Annotated in this window: 14 protein-coding genes and 1 other RNA gene; 11 read left to right on the plus strand and 4 right to left on the minus strand. The window is 42.1% G+C overall.

Annotation, left to right across the window (positions count from 1 at the left end):
• Nucleotides 1-140: 140 nt before the first annotated feature.
• The 4 genes from ffs to E1H13_RS06155 form a co-directional block, all read right to left on the minus strand.
• Nucleotides 141-237: signal recognition particle sRNA small type (gene ffs, locus E1H13_RS06140), an RNA gene on the minus strand.
• 221 nt (nt 238-458) lie between these two features.
• Nucleotides 459-1,163: a helix-turn-helix domain-containing protein gene (locus E1H13_RS06145; protein ID WP_169612522.1), complete on the minus strand. Its 705-nt coding sequence runs from the start codon at nt 1,161-1,163 to the stop codon at nt 459-461.
• Nucleotides 1,164-1,183: 20 nt separating this feature from the next.
• Nucleotides 1,184-2,575, minus strand: a complete 1,392-nt coding sequence (asnS, locus tag E1H13_RS06150) for an asparagine--tRNA ligase (protein ID WP_347404128.1) — start codon at nt 2,573-2,575, stop codon at nt 1,184-1,186.
• Between the two features lie 692 nt (nt 2,576-3,267).
• Nucleotides 3,268-5,037: an NFACT RNA binding domain-containing protein gene (locus tag E1H13_RS06155; protein ID WP_169612524.1), complete on the minus strand. Its 1,770-nt coding sequence runs from the start codon at nt 5,035-5,037 to the stop codon at nt 3,268-3,270.
• A 295-nt stretch (nt 5,038-5,332) separates the two neighbouring features.
• Here E1H13_RS06155 and E1H13_RS06160 point away from each other — a divergent pair, with 295 nt between their 5' ends.
• From E1H13_RS06160 to E1H13_RS06210, 11 genes are all read left to right on the plus strand, one after another.
• Nucleotides 5,333-5,596, plus strand: coding sequence for a DUF370 domain-containing protein (locus tag E1H13_RS06160; RefSeq protein ID WP_169612525.1), 264 nt, complete (start codon nt 5,333-5,335; stop codon nt 5,594-5,596).
• Nucleotides 5,597-5,891: 295 nt separating this feature from the next.
• On the plus strand, nt 5,892-8,066 hold the full coding sequence (locus E1H13_RS06165) for a polysaccharide biosynthesis tyrosine autokinase (RefSeq protein ID WP_169612526.1): 2,175 nt from the start codon (nt 5,892-5,894) through the stop codon (nt 8,064-8,066).
• A 93-nt stretch (nt 8,067-8,159) separates the two neighbouring features.
• On the plus strand, nt 8,160-9,209 hold the full coding sequence (locus E1H13_RS06170) for a glycosyltransferase family 4 protein (protein ID WP_206070104.1): 1,050 nt from the start codon (nt 8,160-8,162) through the stop codon (nt 9,207-9,209).
• Nucleotides 9,210-9,270: 61 nt separating this feature from the next.
• On the plus strand, nt 9,271-10,200 hold the full coding sequence (locus E1H13_RS06175) for a glycosyltransferase family A protein (protein ID WP_169612528.1): 930 nt from the start codon (nt 9,271-9,273) through the stop codon (nt 10,198-10,200).
• 251 nt (nt 10,201-10,451) lie between these two features.
• Complete coding sequence (locus tag E1H13_RS06180) at nt 10,452-11,807, plus strand: flippase (RefSeq protein ID WP_169612529.1); 1,356 nt, start codon at nt 10,452-10,454, stop codon at nt 11,805-11,807.
• 131 nt (nt 11,808-11,938) lie between these two features.
• Entirely contained in the window at nt 11,939-12,856 is a 918-nt protein-coding gene (locus E1H13_RS06185) for a sulfotransferase (protein WP_169612530.1), read from the plus strand.
• A gap of 199 nt (nt 12,857-13,055) precedes the next feature.
• The gene (locus E1H13_RS27200) at nt 13,056-14,285 is read left to right on the plus strand and encodes an O-antigen ligase (protein WP_206070106.1); all 1,230 of its coding nucleotides are present in this window, start codon (nt 13,056-13,058) and stop codon (nt 14,283-14,285) included.
• Between the two features lie 27 nt (nt 14,286-14,312).
• Nucleotides 14,313-15,443 carry a glycosyltransferase gene (locus tag E1H13_RS06195; RefSeq protein WP_169612532.1) on the plus strand — a complete coding sequence of 377 codons (1,131 nt, stop codon included), beginning with the start codon at nt 14,313-14,315 and terminating at the stop codon, nt 15,441-15,443.
• A gap of 13 nt (nt 15,444-15,456) precedes the next feature.
• A complete protein-coding gene (locus E1H13_RS06200; RefSeq protein ID WP_169612533.1) occupies nt 15,457-16,248 on the plus strand; it encodes a glycosyltransferase family A protein in 792 nt (263 codons plus the stop codon).
• Between the two features lie 157 nt (nt 16,249-16,405).
• On the plus strand, nt 16,406-17,191 hold the full coding sequence (locus tag E1H13_RS06205; protein ID WP_169612534.1) for a glycosyltransferase family A protein: 786 nt from the start codon (nt 16,406-16,408) through the stop codon (nt 17,189-17,191).
• 240 nt (nt 17,192-17,431) lie between these two features.
• Nucleotides 17,432-18,406, plus strand: a complete 975-nt coding sequence (locus E1H13_RS06210; RefSeq protein WP_169612535.1) for a glycosyltransferase family 2 protein — start codon at nt 17,432-17,434, stop codon at nt 18,404-18,406.
• Nucleotides 18,407-18,499: the final 93 nt, after the last annotated feature.

The raw sequence follows: 18,499 nt of genomic DNA on the forward strand, positions 1-18,499 counted from the left end.
ACACTGCCAGCCTAAAAAAGATGCTGGTCAAGAGCCAGGGGCAATGTCACGCTGTCTAATACGGGAAACCCAACCCCCCAAGCGTCTGTGTATTGCCCAGAAGACGAGGCACTCAGAAGTGCTTAAAACCCCATTAACTAAAAGACCCGGAGTCCACGCCTGTCACAAGCATCCCGTAATGCTGCTACCTTCCGGTCCTGACATGATTTGGGCGTTGCGACCGCATGGGTCCGAGTCCCTTATAGTGTAACACTAATCTGAGTAGGCTGAGGTCGCCTAAGATATAACCCTAGTGTTCAGTCAAAAAAATAATGACGGGAGATGTGACTTAGGGTTCACGGTTTAAGGTTTACGGTTTGCGGTATACGGTTCTGCCATTCACCTTGCACCGTATACCGTTCACCTTGCACCGCAGACCCGGTTGACCCGTCACTTCTGGCTTGACAGACCACTAGCCTTTAGCTCTCCACCGGGCTAACCTTGGCCCGATACAGAAGGCGATCGCCCTGCTGGTAACCGACATAGCGAATTCGAACCCGTTGCCCTGGGGTAATGGCGGCTCCCATGGGCTGGTGTTGCTGGGGATCGTAGGGGACGTCAGCCCCGACTGGGCCAATGGCGGTTAACCCCCAGGCTTGCAACAGAGCATCCAGGGGCTTGGTCAGGGGAATCAGCCGAGTAGCTGGAATCGTTGGGTTTTGCTGGGCGGCATAGATGGCGGTGGGCCACTGGAGTAGCCAGGGTTCGAGCAGGGCGATCGCCTCCCTCTGGACCTGCTGACAAATCTGCTGCGGCTGGGTCTCCAGCTGGTGCTTCAGCCGTTCATACTCTTGCCGTAGGGTGATGTCTGGCTGCAGGGCCTCAGGGGTTTGAGAGACAGCGCCCTGAGAGACAGGCTGAGCGGGAGGGGGTGCAGCAGGCCCAGCACCATCGAACTGCACCAGCAACTCTGGAGTCGTTACCCCCAGGGCTTGAGCCAGCCGCTGTACGGAGACTACCCGTAACCGCCCCACCTGTCCCTGTCGCAGCAACGTCAGGGTAGAGCGCGATACCCCAGCCGCACGGCTGAGGGCCCGATAGCTGGAGAGCCCGGCCCGTTGCATCAATGCCTGTAGGGGCTGGCTGTAGTCGTTAGGTTGTTTTACCCGTTGATCTTCACCCATGGATGCCCTTAAAACTCCCCTTAAAACTCAATGTTGTCTGGGGTGCGCGGGAAGGGAATCACATCCCGGATGTTGCCCATGCCGGTCATAAACTGCACCAGACGTTCGAATCCGAGGCCAAAGCCAGCGTGGGGGACGGTGCCAAAGCGGCGTAGATCCAAATACCACCAGTAGGTGGCTGGATCTAGACCTGCTTCTGTAATCCGTCGTTCCAGCACATCCAGGCGCTCTTCCCGCTGGGAACCGCCGATGATTTCCCCCACCTTTGGGGCGAGTACGTCCATGGCGGCAACGGTTTCGCCGCCCTCATTGAGGCGCATATAAAACGCCTTAATGCCAGTGGGATAGTCCGTCACAATCACTGGCTTTTTGAACAGGTCCTCGGCCAGGTAGCGTTCGTGCTCAGATTGCAGGTCAATGCCCCACTCTACCGGGAATTCAAATGGGCGATCGCACTGTTCTAGCAACTTCACGGCCTCAGTGTAAGTAATCCGCTCAAAGGTGTTATTGATGATGTTGTCGGCAGTGGCCAGCACCGATTTGTCAATGCGCTGGTTAAAAAAGTCCATATCCTCGGGGCACTGCTCCAGGACAAACTTAAAAATGTATTTCAGGAACGATTCGGCCCAGTCCATGTTGCCCACCAGATCGCAGAAGGCCATTTCTGGCTCCACCATCCAAAACTCAGCCAGGTGGCGAGAGGTGTTGGAATTTTCCGCCCGGAAGGTAGGCCCAAACGTGTAGACGTTGGTAAAGGCCATGGCCATGATTTCCGCCTCCAACTGCCCGCTGACGGTCAGGTAGGCCGGTTTGCCAAAGAAGTCCTGGCTGTAGTCAATGGCCCCAGATGGATCCTGGGGCGGCTTGGCTAGATCGAGGTTAGTGACCGCAAACATTTCCCCCGCCCCCTCACAGTCACTGGCGGTAATAATCGGGGTGTGTATCCACAAAAAACCCTGCTCTTGAAAGAACTGGTGAATCGCCTGGGCACAGGCATTGCGCACCCGAAAAACGGCTCCCAGGGTATTGGTGCGGGCTCGCAAATGCCCCAATGTCCTTAAATACTCAAAGGAATGACGTTTTTTTTGCAGCGGATAGGTTTCCCCTTCCGCCGTGCCAAACACCGTAATCGATTGCCCCTGCAGTTCAACCCGCTGCCCCTTGCCCGGCGATTCCACCAACAGGCCACTGATTTCGACGGATGATCCCGTCGTCAAGTCTTTGACTACAGTCCCATAGCCATCCATATCAGCGTTGAGGACCACCTGCAGCCCCGCCATAGCCGAGCCATCGTTGATGTCCACAAAGGTGAACCCCTTCGATTCACGCTTTGTCCGGACCCAGCCTTTGACGGTAATGACTTGGTCGGGCTCTCCAGTCTGCAAGATCTCTCGAATACGGGCCATAGCGATTGGTCAATGATTATGTACATCAGGCTTGTAGCTATTTTCACCCATGGCAGACGGATTGGGGAGGACGCATCCCACTTTTGCAGCCCTCACCCTAAATCCCTCTCCCAGAGCGGGAGAGGGACTTTGAATCCGGCTCCCCTTCTCCCAAAATGGGAGAAGGGGCTGGGGGATGTAGAGCTTGCGCTTCCCGAAGGGTGGGCCAACTCGCAAAACTGGGATGCACTCGATTGGGGATACATGGACGGGTTAACTCGCCTTGCCCCCTGATCCCTGGAGGCAAAACATAAAGAAACAAAAAAAATCGGCCCGTGTCCGGACCGATGCAGGTAATACTTAAATACCTATGTTGTTCTCTCAATCTGGAAGAAACTGCCTCGAGCTCTGGAAGCTGGGGCGGTTACTTCTGGAGGGCTCTCATCTCCTCCGTTTCTCATTGTAACAACAAGTACAGATTTTCTTTAACATAATCTCTGGTATTTGTGTCTTGGTTTGATAACCTAAGCTGATGAGCAAATGTACTTAGTGCTGCCTGGCAGAAATATGACCACCGTTGCTGAGGGTGCCAGGTGTCGGGTATCAGGTGCCAGGTGTCGGATATCAGGCATCAGGTTTTAGGAATGATGGGCTGACTGGTATCCCAGTGTATTTTCCAGAGTATTAGGGCAGTTAGGGATTGGCCCTGGGCCGGTGTCTCAGGCTTCAGCAACCGCTGACGCTAAATCCCCAGCCTGCTGGGCCTGTTGCTCAATCCGTCGAGGCTGCCCCCACATCACCGTTTCTTGCTTGTAAATGACCATGCCGGGGCGGGCTCCTTTGGGCTTATACACATATTTAGGCTGGGTGTAGACCACGGGTACCTGGTCCGCGAGACGAGCCCGACTGTAGTAGGCGGTTAGATCGGCGACGTACTGCAGGTCGCGATCGCTAGGGGCCTGACCCGGGTCTAACCGCAACAGCACATGGCTGCCAGGAATCTCCTGGGTGTGAAACCAGAGGTCGTAATCGGTGGCGATCGCCGATACCAGCAAATCATTTTGGCGGTTATTGCGGCCTATGAGCACGGGTAGCCCGGCCGGGGTGGTCTGCCGACGAAACCCCTCGTCCTTGCTGGCCCTAGCCTCGCTGGAGCGATAGTCAGGATCGGCCATATAGCCCTGCTGAATCAGTTCGTGACGAATATCGAGCAAGGCGGCTAAATCAGCTGGTTCCCCATAGCGATTCAGCTGTCCCAGGGCCGCTTCCACCTGCTCTAGATAGGCTAACTCGGCCCGCACCGCTGTCAACAGGGGGGCCACAGCATCTTTGGCCCGCTTCAGTTTTTGGTGCTGTTTATAGAGCCGTTGGGCCTGCTGAATGGCCGTTTTGTCAGGATCAATCGCGATCGCCACAGGATCCCCTGTGGCAAAGTCATCCACAATCATTTGGGTCATGCCCGGTTGCCACTGATGCGCATAGGCCATCAGCAGGTCCCCCTTTTGCCGATACTGCTCCGCCTGAGCCGACTGATCGAGCCGTTGCTCAAAGCCATCGGCCTTTTGACGTAACTTGCCCAGTAGCCCCTTCAGCTTTTGTCGCAGCTGATTGCTCAAGTGGTCAAACCGTTGTTGGTTCAGCTGCTGGGCGTAATAGGTCTCCAGCAATGTGTGAATGTCAGGCGCTGGCGCTATCATTCCCCAGCCTAATACCGTATAGCCGGTCTCGGTCCAGCCCGGTTGAAACTGGCCCTGCTCTAATTTAGTCAGCCACTGCTGCCACACCCCAAAGAGTCTGTCCCAGTCTTGCGGCGTCAGGGTATCTGGGGTTTGATCAGGGGCTAACTGAGCGGCTAAAAGCTGTGATCGCACTAGGGCCGAACTCAGCCCTCCATAGCTCTGCATGAGCATTTTTTGTAGGGACTTAGGCACTAACGTCACCCGCTCCTGCCAACTCTGCTGCGACTCTGTCAGGCTCGGTAATGGGCTTAACATGGCTGGCGGTGGGGTATAAGCATCCCCGGTCTGAATTGGCCGCAGCCGTGATTGTTGATCACTGACCTGGTGGGCAGCGGTGACAATTTGGTTTTGAGCATTAGCCAAAATCACATTGCTGTATTTGCCCATCACCTCCACATACAAATGCCACTGGGGTGGGTCCCCTGGACGGGGGCCAAACTGTAAATCCAATACCCGTTCCCAAGGGGCTACAGACGCGATCGCCACCAAAGCAAGCTGATTCAACTGATGCTTTAGCTGTTGGCTGAAGGTAAACGTATCGGCGACCTTAGGCGGTGCTTTACCCAAATGCAGCCGCGCCCCCTGGGGATGCCAGGAAATCGTCAGCCAGCCCCGCCGATCTAACGTCCGTAGCGCTATGGCTATCGATGTCGTATCACGCTGCACCACCTGCTCACAGCGAGACGGCACCCAATGGCACCGCAGGTTATGGCCTATGGCCATTAAGGTGGTGAAATCAACCGGCTGCATCAATACCTCCTATACGCGCCCGCCTATGCTCCAAAACTGAGCCCTAATCCTCAAATGCTGCCCCCTGGGCTTTGGGATGTAACCTATGGCACTAAAAACCCGATAAACTTGAAATTTTGACCGATATTACCCCTCAGCCTCCATACTATTCGTTAGTATGGGCAATAAGCCTGCCCTTAGCCCTAGACAGAGCTTTGCCTAGCAAAATACCTCAGGCGTGGCCCCCGGGCCAGGTTAGCTCAGGTTGAATTCTAGAAGCTCGGTTTGTCCTCTGTCTCAGTTGCCCCTTCCCATTATGGACATTAAGCTCATCAATATCGGCTTCGGCAATATCGTGTCAGCGAATCGGGTAATCGCGATCGTCAGTCCCGAGTCAGCACCGATTAAGCGCATCATCTCCGACGCACGGGAACGGGGTCAACTAGTCGATGCCACCTACGGCCGCCGTACCCGCGCCGTAATCATCACAGACTCGGGGCACACCATCCTCTCCGCCATTCAACCCGAAACCGTGGCCCATCGCTTCGTCGGCAGCAAAGACGGGGAAGCCAAGGCATGAAAGCCTATCATTAGGAAAACGACTCAGCTATTGGGGTTTTCTGTGCACTGCTTTACGCCATTCAGCGTAAATCTGCCCTTCTCACTTCCCTAGCGGCAAGAATGCATAGAAAATTAAGCCGTAAGCAATTTCTATATCCAAACCAATTCCAATTCAAGATCTGAAGTTTCCCCACTGGCACAGCTTCAGGTTTGGGCTGGGGTTTGGTGTGGCACTAAAACGAACTCGGTCTCTATAGTTCCTAGACCTTAGCTCACCAATCAAAATAATAATAATATTAATCTTAACTATTGCAATGGATACAGATTTCTCAGTCGAGGAAATTAATTTCCAAGATTATTGGCTAATTCTCAAAAGGCGATGGAAACCAGCAATAGGAACTTTGAGCTTAGTTAGCTTAGCTGCCTTGGTTGTAGCTTTTTCTGAAAAAACTGTTTACCAAGCAGAAGCCAAGTTGCTCTTTAGAACCGATCGCTCAACGTCACTCACCGGCTTAGGAGAGGCTTTGGGTCGCCTTGAAACATTAACGTTTGAGGCCAATCCACTAGATACTCAGGTACAGGTAATTCAATCTCAACCGACACTGGCGACTGTGATCCAGGATTTAGACTTAAGGGATAGCGAGAATAATTTGTTAAAACCAGATGATTTGGCCGAGGACTTAACTGTTGAAGCCTTGGCAGGTACTGATGTCATAAAAATCTCCTATAAGTCCAGCGATCCAGAAATCTCAGCTTTAGTTTCTAACAAAATTGCCGAATTCTTTGTCCGGGAGAATATTCAGGAAAATCGAGCAGAGGCAACTGCAGCGCGAGACTTTGTGTCTCAACAACTACCTCAAACTGAAGCAGCACTAAATCAGGCAGAAATAAATTTAAAGCAATTCAAAGAACTCAATAATATTGTCTCATTAGACCAGGAATCCAGTTCATTGGTGAACATCTCATTTAACTTACAGGAACAGCTAGACTCTGCAGAGTCACAGATTTCCAACATAGATGCAATCATCCAAACATATCAGGCTCAACTAAATATCAGTGATCCACAATATGCTGTTGTGATAGCAGCCTTAAATCAATCAGAAGGTGTTCAAAAGGTTCTTAGGGAGCTACAGGAAGTTGAAGAAGAAATTGCCACCAATAGAGCACTCTTTACTGAAGAAAGTCAATTAATATCAAGACTAAGAGTTCGACAAGAAAATCTCCAGAGTATCTTGCAAAAGCGAATTAATCAAGTAGTCAATCAACGTCCTTTACCAAATACTGTCAATCTCCAAATCGGGGGATTACAATCAGATTTGATCAGCCAAGTTGTAGCTCTTAATGCTCAACGTCAGGGATTAGTAAATCAAGTTAGTGCACTTAATAACCAGCTTGGTCGATATGAGAGTCGCATGCAATCATTACCTGATCTCGAAAAACAGCAAAGTGAATTAGAGCGCAATCTACAGGTAGCTAAAGCGACTTATGAATCCCTTCTAGCTCGCTTCCAGGAGCTTAAAGTTGCTGAGAGTCAAAATATCGGCAATGTACGCCTTATGTCACCAGCGCTTGTACCAGAGAAGCCAGTTAACTCCAACAAAAAACTAATTTTGCTAGCTGGTATTGTCGCAGGAAGCCTACTTGGTATTACAGTAGCATTTATTTTAGACCTTTTAGATGCCTCTGTAAAAACAGTAAAAGAGGCCAAAGATCTTTTGGGTTATGCAACACTGGGTATGATTCCCATGATTAGTGAGTCTGAAGAATATCTCCTGTATTCAAGGAAAGAACGATGGGTTCCAAGTTTGGTAACTCGTGATCTAGCCCGATCTCCCATTAGCGAAGCCTACCGAATGTTGCAAGCTAATTTAAAGTTTGTTCGTTCCGATGATGAACTAAAGGCTATTGTGGTTACAAGTTCTATTGCTCAAGAGGGAAAGTCTGAGCTAGCGGCAAATTTAGCTGTTACCATGGCCCAAGTAGGTCGCAAAGTACTATTAGTTGATGCAAACCTGCGTCGACCTGTTCAGCATAGAATTTGGGATATCCCAAACAGATGTGGCCTCAGCAATATTTTGGTTGAGCCAATAGATGTTTACAAGGCGACTCAAGAAGTGATGCCAAACTTACAGGTTTTAACTTCAGGGGTCGTACCACCTAACCCAGTTTCACTCTTAGACTCAAATCGAATGAGAGCCTTGATTCCAGGCTTAAAAAAGCATTATAACTTTGTTATTTTTGATGCACCATCTTTACTAGACAAAGCTGATGCTACAGTCTTATCACAACTATCTGATGGCATACTCATGGTAATTCGGATAGGTAAGACTAATAAATCCTGTGTCAAGTCTTCTATAGAGTTCTGCAATCAGACTGGACAGAATGTGTTGGGAGTAGTCATCAATGGGATAAGTATAAACAAAGAGCCTGATAGTTATTTCTACTATCGTGACCAGCCAGAAGTTGCGATGACTAGTTATAAAAGCTGATAAACATTAAATAGAAGAATCGACTCAGTTAGAAAATACACAGAACGAAACTATAAATGAAAATATATGACAAGAAAGCTTAGAATAATTTCTATGGGACCTAACCTTAGTGAGCAGGGAGGTATGGGCTCAGTAGAAAAAATGATAGTCGCATCTGCCACTGACAAATTTGAATATAAGCACCTTTCAACTTGGAACTCTCCTCCTCAAAAGTCAGGCAAGCTAATCCCATTTATAAAATCAAGCTGCACCTTACTACAGTTATTGCTAGCTCAAAGGGTTGATTTATTGCATATTCATATGTCCGAGCGTGGCAGTGTCTTAAGAAAGCTATTTTTAGCTTCTTTAGCTTTTTTATTCAAAAAACCAGTTATCATGCATGCTCATGGTTGTGAGTTTCACGTCTTTTACAATAACCTGACATCTTTGCAAAAGAGTGTGATTCAATCTTGCCTTCAGCGATGCACTTACGTGATTGCTTTGTCAGATAGCTGGAAAGAGTTTTACGTAAGGCAATGTAAGCTGAGTCCAAATCAAGTGGTAGTGTTTAAAAACCCAGTTGTTTTTCCACTACAATTAAGAAAAAAAAATCAGTCAGATGTTACTAGCTTTCTATTCTTGGGAAAAATAAATGAGCGGAAAGGTGTTTATGACCTTGTCCGTTCTATTGCAAAGCTGAATCTAGAAGAGCGCTCGCGAATGAAACTCACGTTAGCGGGTTGTGGAGAAATTGATAATGTAAAAAATCTTGCAAAGGAATTGAATATTTTAGAAACCCTCCAATTTACTGGTTGGGTTGATGCAGAAACTCGAGATCAGCTATTAGCTGATGCAGATGTGTTTGTCTTACCTTCCTATAACGAGGGTTTGCCTATGGCTTTACTTGAAGCAATGAGCTGGTCACTTCCTGTCATCACTACACCAGTGGGAGGCATCCCTGAAGTGATATCACACGAGGAGAATGGCTATCTGGTCAATCCTGGGGATATAGAATCGCTTACTGCAGCACTATCAAATTTTATCAATGATGCCGAGCTAAGAATTAGACTTGGGTTGAATGCTAAAGAGAGTATAAGTGATTTAGATATAACTGCTTATGCTTCAAAGTTGTTTGCACTATATTCAAAATCTATTGGGTATTAAAAGTAAGAGATATGCATTTTCGATTTTAGATTGAAAACTCATTATAGAAAAATCATAAAAAATGTCATCCAAACCTCTCGTCAGTATATTAATCAACAACTATAACTATGGTCGCTTTTTGAAAGACGCAATCGATAGTGCTCTGAACCAGACCTATAAAAATATTGAGGTGATCGTTGTTGACGATGGCTCAACTGATAATTCTCAGGAAACCATAGAAGCCTATGGCAATTCAATAGTATCAATATTTAAGGAGAATGGAGGCCAAGCTTCAGCTTTTAATACGGGTTATATGCATAGCCATGGTGAAATCATTTGCTTCCTAGATGCTGATGACATTTTTGAAGAGAAAAAGGTTGAAGAAGTTGTTGCTTCATTCGAGAAGAGATCTGATTTAGGTTGGCATTTTCATACACTGCATAGCATAGGTGAAGATTCTCAAGATCATATCGACAACTGTGAAAACATTTCTGACTCAGAAATATATGATTTACGGATACATATTTCGAGAGGAAGACTAGAAGGATGTTCACCATTGCGTCTTGAAACCGCAACATCAGGGATGTCCTTTAAAAGAACACTTCTAAAAAACCTATTACCGATGTCTGAAACTATTAAGATAACTGCTGACGACTATCTAAAGTATGCCGCATTAGGGACTAGCATAGGAGTTTTTAGCTTTCAGAAACTTTCTCGACAAAGGATACACAGAAACAATTTCTACACCTACCGCAATGATCAAAAAATCACGCAGTCAAAAGTTCAGCTTTTAACTGCATATCAACTACGTAAAAACCATGAGCAATTATCAAAATTTTCTCATAACCTGTTTTCCCTAGGAATTTCTTTGAACTGGTGGGCAGGAGCTAATAGTATTAAACTAAAAGATAATGAAACATTTCAAATTTATTTAAAGGACTTGAGTTTCTTTGAGAAACTTAAAATTTACTTAAAGGCAATCTACTATCGCTATATCCGCTACTACATATAGCATGCTAGTCTATCCTTGCTTTAGGTTCGCAAATTCAGTGATTTTACTAAAAATACAAATTTTGCAAAGCCAGAAATTTTGAAAAGATTAACCCCAGAACACAACTGCTCTATTTTGATTTAATTGAGCAACGGCCGTATAAAGTTATCTGTTAAGTAAATAAGATTTCCAGCACTGATTATTTTGGTCGTATTGACTACTTCGGCTGAATCCATAGTCAGGATAAATAAAGATCACAATATTAATTGTATATGAAAATACTTAGAAAATATAGATTTACTAAACTTGAGAAAGATGATGGACTAGGTAATTTTCTTGCTAAGGCTAGTTCTGGGACTTTTTTATTGATGACATTTAGTTCTGGAGTTGGCTATATATCAAGTATATTTTTAGCAAAAATATTAGGTGTCGAAAGTTTCGGTACTTATTCTTATTTGTTGACATTATTAAGTTTAGTGCAGATTCCGACTGAGTTCGGCCTCCCTACTCTGGCACCTAGAGAAGTATCAGTATATGAAAGTCAGCAGAATTGGAAATATTTAAGAGGATTTATTATCTGGTCTCATATACATATACTTATAGCCTCTGTTTTGGTTGGACTCCTATTTTTCTACTTTTCCTATAGAATTTCACCTGAATGGCTTATTAGTTTAGATAACAAGAACTTAATTATAATCATTGCCTGCTTACCACCTTTAGCAGTGTCAAACCTTGGATCGGCAATACTTAGAGGCAGGAACAAAATATTAGAGTCTCAATTGCCGATTACATTTATAAAACCGGTTCTTCTGTTGACTTTACTCATATTGGCTTATTGGTGGCTCGGAGACCAGTTTGGCTTATTGCATGTTCTATGCAGTTTTTTGTTTGCGACTTATATTTCTTTTTTGTGCAATTTATTTTTAGTCTTTTTTAACTTACCTCAAGATTTACGCCGATTTAGTCCAAAGTATAAAGTAAAAAAGTGGCTCCGCTTTGCTACACCTATGGTTCTTGCAACCATCATGTTTGTCATCAATAATCAGATGGACACTGTAATGCTTGGAGCTTTATCGAATAGTGCGGAGATAGGTGTTTACAGTATATCGGGTAAACTATCAGGCCTTATAACTTTTGTGCTTGTTGCCGTGAATATGTCTATTGGTCCAACTTTTGCAAGATTACATGCGAGCGGTGAGCAGCAAAGCTTGCAAAGGCTATTCACAAAATCAAATAGGATAATATTTTGTGTCTCTTTGCTGATCGGAACTTTTATTATCATGTGTGGACCTTGGATATTTCTAATACTTGGTGATAGTTATGCAATCGGGAATTCTACACTGATCATTCTATCAATGACTAATATTGTTAACTCTTTTTTTGGTTCGGTAGGTCTTCTACTAATTATGACTGGTTATCAAGATTGGGTTGCAACCAGCCTTATTGTGAGTTCGATAGTAAATTTTGGTCTTAACATCAGTATGATTCCAATCTATGGTTCTTTGGGGGCAGCTGTGGCTACGCTAAGCAGTACTCTTGTGTGGAACTTGATACTGGGCTGTATAGCTTATTGGAAGCTGAGAATAGTATCTTCACCCTTAGCAAGAGGATCAGGTAGTTATCGATAGTGCTATTAAGATGTCTGGAGGTATTCAAAAGCTTAGATTTCAGATAGCGATCAAGCCATTACCTCGATGTGAAGCTAATAATAATCTTTTACTCCTTTATACTCAGAAAGTCTTTAAGTGCTTATATTATTATGGTTTTACCTAATTTTTTGCTAATTGGAGCCCCTAAGTCAGGAACAAGTTCTGTCTATGAATATTTGAAGCAGCATCCTGAAATATATATGCCGTCTAACAAGGAGCCGCACTACTTCTCTCTCAACGATCAGCCACCTAATTATCAAGGCCCTGGCGATTGTCATAGATTTTCAAATGCTATTTACGATAGACATGACTACGAAAGGCTTTTCAGTGCTGTAACTACCGAAAAAGCTATAGGCGAAGCCTCAACAACATATCTAGGTAGTAAGGTCGCACCCCATAGAATTAAAGAAATAACTCCTAATTCTAAACTGATTGCTATTTTAAGAAATCCAGTTGAGGTAGGCTTTTCTAGCTATAGACACTTGATTAGAGATGGTGACGAAAGATTAACCAGCTTTGAGCTTGCCCTAGAGCATGAGGAGCAGAGAATAAAAGATAACTGGGAAGGTATATGGCATTACAAAAGAAGAGGATTTTATTCCAGGCAATTACAAAATTATTACAATCTTTTTGACAAAAATCAAATTAGAGTTTATCTATACGATGATTTTCGAGATAGTTCTCAGAGAGTCATCCAAGATATAATTAACTTTCTAGAAGTAAATCCTAGCTTTGAAATAGATATCTCAAAAAAGTTTAATGTTTCAGGACTACCTCGTTCGATGTGCATTAATAGACTAATTTTGAAGGATAACTGGCTTAAGATAGCTGTTAAGTGCGCAGTGCCTGATTATATAGCTGAAAAAATATCAGCAAGAATAAAGAGCTGGAATTTCAGTGAAAATCGTAAAGCTCATAATTTACACCTAAAACCAGAAACACGTGAATATTTAATTAAGGTATACCGTCAAGATATAATAAATTTGCAGGATATGATTAATCGTGACTTATCAAACTGGCTGAATTAGATATAGATAGGGATCTTGGTTTTTGCTAAGCAAAACTGCTTAACTGCCTCTGCTTCTTGTCAGTCAAGCATATCATTTTCTTTTCTTTGTCGATTCTACTAGGCTGGGCATTATTGAATGTGCTTTATATTCCTTTGACGTTTATTTTGATTTTTTGTTCTTCAGGCTTCTGATTTTTTAGTTAAGAGATACTGACGTGGTGTCCAACCTAGAATATATCCTCTCTATTACTATTGTTGTCTATCTGAGTGGTACCTTAAGAACTCTGTTGCCAGATTCTTTACTCTCGCTAATACAACATGGCACTTATGTCCTATTTTTTCTACTATTACTTGCTCGGCCAAAACTTAGCTTTGCATGTCTTCTTTCAAACAAGGTGTTACTTATCCTAGTTAGCTTACCTATTATTTCTTCTTTCTGGTCAGAGATGCCGTTAGCTTCACTCAAAAGCGGAATCATTGTTGTTCAAACAGCAAGCGTTGGTTTTTTTCTGTCTTATAGATATACACTTAAAGAGCAAATTAAAATTTTTGCTATTGCTGCTACAATTATCGGAATAATCAATATTTTATATTTAGTAGGTTATCCTGATCTTGCTTTTCATACTGATATTGAGCACAGTGGTGCATTACGAGGTGTTTATTCCCAAAAAAATGAGCTAGCTCAAGTTGCGGTATTTAGCAGTCTTGTCTTTTTTGTCTTGAATAGAAATACATCAGGTAAATCTAGAACAATAACGAATATATTTTCTTTAACCGGCTTCTTTCTTTGGATGTTATTACTTTTTATTACTGACTCAAAGACAGGTCTTTTAGTCTTTTTCTTTGTCTTATTTATATATACTGCAGCTAAGGTTATGCGCTTTCGCGGATATGGCTTTGTGCTGTCAGTAATATTAGGTATGCTCACAATCACTTCTCTAACTCTAATTCTATTTAGCAACGCCGATGAGAAAATTGGTTTTCTAGGTAGGGATCTAACATTAACTGGTCGAACCAATATTTGGAATGCAACGATTAGCATGATTAGTCAAAGACCATTACTAGGCTACGGAAGAGACGCTTTTTGGAACTTAAACACTAGTATTCCATACCAAATTGGTCTTTCTCTTGACTCCAGAGCTACTTATATGCCCCCTCATTCACATAATGGTTTTATTGATCTAACTGCAGAATTAGGATTGATTGGCCTCTTAATTTTTCTATTTATCTTAATTCAGTCATTCTTTATCGCAGTGCAAACTGTTCAGAGCTCTAACAACACAGAGTACTTATGGTTAGTATCATATATAACCTTCTTCATATTATATAATCTTACAGAGAGTTCTATACTCAAACACAACTCGCTTTTGTGGGTGACTTTCGTAATGGTCGCCTGCTCTTGTCAATTTGTAAAACGAAAAAAATACTTGGAAAGATGTGCTAAATAGAATTCCTTATAGATATAAATACTAATTATGAGCAAGAAGATAACATTATTCCTTAGTGATTTGTCTGGTGGAGGGGCAGAGAAAGTTTTTGTCAACTTAGCCCATGGGTTGCTAGATCTTGGTTATAACATTGACTTTGTTTTAGCTAGGGCTGTTGGCCCATATATTAGGCAACTAGATGAGAAGATCAATCTTATAGATCTTAAATCAACCAAATTATTATTAAGTTTGCCTAAACTGCATCAGTATCTTAAGCAAGCAAATTCATCTTTAATCATATCAGGATTAGAAGATACTAATCTGATTGCTTTATGTGCTAAGTTGTCGGTTAATAATAACACTCCACTAATTGTCACTGTACATAATGCACTAACTCACGAGATCAGACATTCTAATTCTCTAAAAAGAAAGTTGGTACCCTATCTGCTTCCTTTCTTTTATTCCATGGTGGATGCGGTTGTCGCTGTTTCAAATGGCGTATCTTCAGATCTTCAAAAGTTAGGTGTAAAAGATAACAAAATACAAGTAATTTATAACCCTATCGTAAATTCTAAGTTACTTAGTAAAGCCAGTTCAGAGATCCTCCATCCTTGGTTTAGTAAAAAAGCTAAAGTACCTGTTATTTTAGGTGTGGGGCGCTTAACAGAGCAAAAGGACTTTAGAACTTTGCTTAGAGCTTTTGCTTTGGTTCTTAAAGAGAAAACTTGTCGGCTAATGATTTTAGGAGAGGGAAGCGAACTCACTAATTTAGTAGAGCTAGGTGAGTACTTAGGACTATCACTTAACAAAGATTTTTGCTTTCCTGGATTTACTCAGAATCCCTATGCCTACATGAGTCAGGCTTCAATGCTTGTTTTGTCTTCTAAATGGGAAGGTTTTGGAAACGTTCTAGTAGAAGCTATGGCAGTTGGCACCCCTGTTGTAGCTACTGATTGTAATTATGGTCCAAATGAAATCTTGGTTGATGGTGAATATGGTGAACTTGTACCAGTTGAAAATCCACAAGAAATGTCATTAGCTATCTTGAGAACTCTTGAAATGCCTTGTCCAAGGGATAGACTTCAGGCAAGAGCCCTAGATTTTTCAGAAAAAATCATTGCCCAAAAGTATATTCAGTTGGCTTCTAAGTTTTCTCCAGATTTAAGCGCCAAAATTTAAGTAAATTAAGCAAATGATTGTATTTATTATTCCAGTAAAGCATCACCTAGTTGCTCATTCTTGGACTGATCTCAGCAAGTATTTTACACGCACTCTGCGTTCAGTTTGTAGGCAATCTAGTGAAAACTTTCAAGTCGTTGTCGTTTGCAATCAAAAACCAGTTACTGACTTTGATCATCCTAATGTACATTATCACCATGTTAATTTCCCAGTACCGAATTCAGCATATACATCGAAAATGGATGATCGATCTAAAAGAGTAGTTGCTGGACTTGTATATGCAAAACAAATGAATCCTTCTTACATCATGCTCGTAGATGCAGATGACTGTATCAGCAAGAACATAGCATCTTTTGTGGACTCTAATGAGTTAACTAATGGTTGGTTTGTTGATAGTGGATACGAGTATGTTGAAGGGCTGAACAAAGTGTATTTTCGACGCAAAGGATTTAATCGGCTCTGCGGAACTTGTAATATTATTAACTATAAATTATTTAAGGTGCCAGATTCTCTTCCGACTTATGATCAAATTGCAGGGTATGATAGATTTTTAACGGGTCATTCATATGCGCAGATTGACCTTTCTGATCGAGGTTATCCTATAGCTCCTCTACCGTTTCCTGGATGCATTTATGTTCGGGATAATATCGGTGAAAGTGTAACTCTTGAAGAGGCGCTACATGAGAAAATAAAACGTAGTCCAAAAGAAATATTTCATGGACTTAAGAGAACAGTTTTATCGCCATTAAATAGTAGAAAACTAACTGAAAATTTCAAAGACGAATTTAGTTTTTACAAGATTTAGTCTAAATCTGACTAAATCTGAGATGCTTATTAGTTTACTGAGTTTGAGGCTTTATAGGGCTAGTCACTTCTAGATTTTCAGTGAGTTTTTGAAATTCTTGGGCTGGATAGGCCAAATAAAGTTTGGCGGTGTCATTAAGTGAAATATTCATCATTCTATGTTGACCTTCATTATTCCCTTAAAGGCTAGAGAAACTGCGACTTCATGGGACTTGACCTGTAAGTTGCTAGGGAGAACTTTGGACTCAATCCTTAATCAAAGTCACCCAGATTTCAAGGTTATCGTTGTCTGTCATGACATACCTGAAAATTTTGCCAAGGATCATCGAATTTTATTTCATAAAGTAGATTTACCTCTTCCGCTTGACTCGTATTTTAGTAAAGAGAAAGACAAAATGGCTAAGATGTTGATTGGCTCAAAGCTTGCTCACGACCTAAGTACTACACATGTTATGTTTGTTGATGCTGATGATTGTGTCAGTCGAGAATTATCAAGATTTTTACTTGGGAAGGAAAATCAAAATGGTTGGTTTTTTGATAGCGGATATGAGTTTCGTCAAGATCTTAGAAGATTGAAGTTGAGAAGGAAAAATTTTCATTTGAGAACCAATACTAGTCATATAGTAAGGCTAGACTTACTTTTGAATGATTTATCAATTCCCTATGATAAAATCAATCGAAGTGATTGTATATTTTATCATATTGATACCGCCTCTCTTTTGCAAAAAAGAGGTTTTCCCTTAAAGCCCTTACCTATTATTGGCTCTGTGTATATAACTGATAATGGCGAAAATATGTGGTGGGAGCAATCTAAAATTAATTATGCAAATGGAAATAGTAAATTTAAGGCATTCAAACATAAGGCAAAAGCAGTTTATCACAGGATGATATCTGTACCCGTGAGTGCTTCTATAGTTTATGAGTTTTCACTTCAGGATATCTAGTCTTTAAAGTCTTGTTCTTTTCTATGATTAGTCTGGCATGAGATTCAGGCCAGCAAGCTCTGAATAGGCAGGAGCTGGAATTCAGGAGTTTGCTCTAATATTCTCGAAGGATCAGGCTCAAATCTCTTTTTGTATTTTAACTTTTAGGTTTTGACTGCTATGACGGACATAACTTTTCACATTAAATAATGAGTTAGAAATTCCCAGCTATACTGCTAATCGTTAAAGTTTAGGACACAAATGTGTAAAATATCAGTAATCATCCCAGCGTATAATTCAGAAAATACGATATCTGAGACACTTCAGTCAGTTCTTTCTCAATCTTTTCACGATTTTGAAGTAATTATTATTGATGATGGTTCAACCGATCAGACGTATAAAATTATCAATCAGGTTGATGATAGTCGTATTCATGTTTTCCAATATGAAAATGCAGGAGTATCTACAGCAAGGAATCGCGGCATTAGCCTTGCCCGAGGTGAATTCCTGACATTTATAGATGCTGATGACTTATGGACGAATGATAAACTAGAAGCTCAAATAAGTGCATTAATTAAATATCCTTACGCAGGGGTATCTTACAGCTCAACTGTGAATATGTATGACTATTGTGGTAAGCGTTATTTTAGTCAAGGTAGTAAGGCAAACGTTACTGGAAATGTTTTAAAGAACCTTCTGGTTGGCAATTTCATCGGTAGTGGCTCCAATATCCTTGTTCGTAGAGAGGCTATTGAAACAACTAACCTTTTTAATCCGTTGTTAAGTGGTTACGCCGATTGGGAATTTTATACTAAATTAGCGATCAACTGGAAATTCATTGCCGTACCCAAGAATCAAATTTTTTATCGTCGATCTATTAACTCTATGAGTTTGAATTTCGACAAAATGCTCTTAGAAGGTATTGAAGCAATAAATCTCATATATGAGTCTGTTTCAACGGATTTCCAAAAGTTAAAACCTATGGCAATAGCTTTAATGTATAGGTACTGTGCTGAATTATGTTTAGTAAGCTCTTCAAGTGATCAAGCTATTCAACGTGCGCAAGATTATCTGTATCTTTCCATAAAGAGAAAACCGGAGATTCTCTTAGAGAATTACACCCAAAAACTGATTTCAAAGTTTTTAGTCAGAAGATATTTGCCTAAATTTTTAGTTGATAAAATCTATCAAGCAACAAGGAAGAAGAAGGCTACAGCTTATATTGAAAACTATTAGATTCACATGTATTCCAGATAAACCTTTATTATTTTTGGCATTAAAGATTTTGTCTAGAGATTTATTCTCTAATATTTTGCAAAATAATGTGAA

The organism is Nodosilinea sp. P-1105 (assembly GCF_012911975.1).
GTDB lineage: Bacteria > Cyanobacteriota > Cyanobacteriia > Phormidesmidales > Phormidesmidaceae > Nodosilinea.

Bases quoted from the DNA above. Each gene is read 5' to 3' on its own strand.
- E1H13_RS06145 (WP_169612522.1), bottom strand. From the start codon at position 1,163: ATGGGTGAAGATCAACGGGTAAAACAACCTAACGACTACAGCCAGCCC.
- E1H13_RS06155 (WP_169612524.1), bottom strand. From the start codon at position 5,037: ATGCAGCCGGTTGATTTCACCACCTTAATGGCCATAGGCCATAACCTG.
- E1H13_RS06160 (WP_169612525.1), top strand. From the start codon at position 5,333: ATGGACATTAAGCTCATCAATATCGGCTTCGGCAATATCGTGTCAGCG.
- E1H13_RS06165 (WP_169612526.1), top strand. From the start codon at position 5,892: ATGGATACAGATTTCTCAGTCGAGGAAATTAATTTCCAAGATTATTGG.
- E1H13_RS06170 (WP_206070104.1), top strand. From the start codon at position 8,160: ATGGGACCTAACCTTAGTGAGCAGGGAGGTATGGGCTCAGTAGAAAAA.
- E1H13_RS06175 (WP_169612528.1), top strand. From the start codon at position 9,271: ATGTCATCCAAACCTCTCGTCAGTATATTAATCAACAACTATAACTAT.
- E1H13_RS06180 (WP_169612529.1), top strand. From the start codon at position 10,452: ATGAAAATACTTAGAAAATATAGATTTACTAAACTTGAGAAAGATGAT.
- E1H13_RS06185 (WP_169612530.1), top strand. From the start codon at position 11,939: ATGGTTTTACCTAATTTTTTGCTAATTGGAGCCCCTAAGTCAGGAACA.
- E1H13_RS06195 (WP_169612532.1), top strand. From the start codon at position 14,313: ATGAGCAAGAAGATAACATTATTCCTTAGTGATTTGTCTGGTGGAGGG.
- E1H13_RS06200 (WP_169612533.1), top strand. From the start codon at position 15,457: ATGATTGTATTTATTATTCCAGTAAAGCATCACCTAGTTGCTCATTCT.
- E1H13_RS06205 (WP_169612534.1), top strand. From the start codon at position 16,406: ATGTTGACCTTCATTATTCCCTTAAAGGCTAGAGAAACTGCGACTTCA.
- E1H13_RS06210 (WP_169612535.1), top strand. From the start codon at position 17,432: ATGTGTAAAATATCAGTAATCATCCCAGCGTATAATTCAGAAAATACG.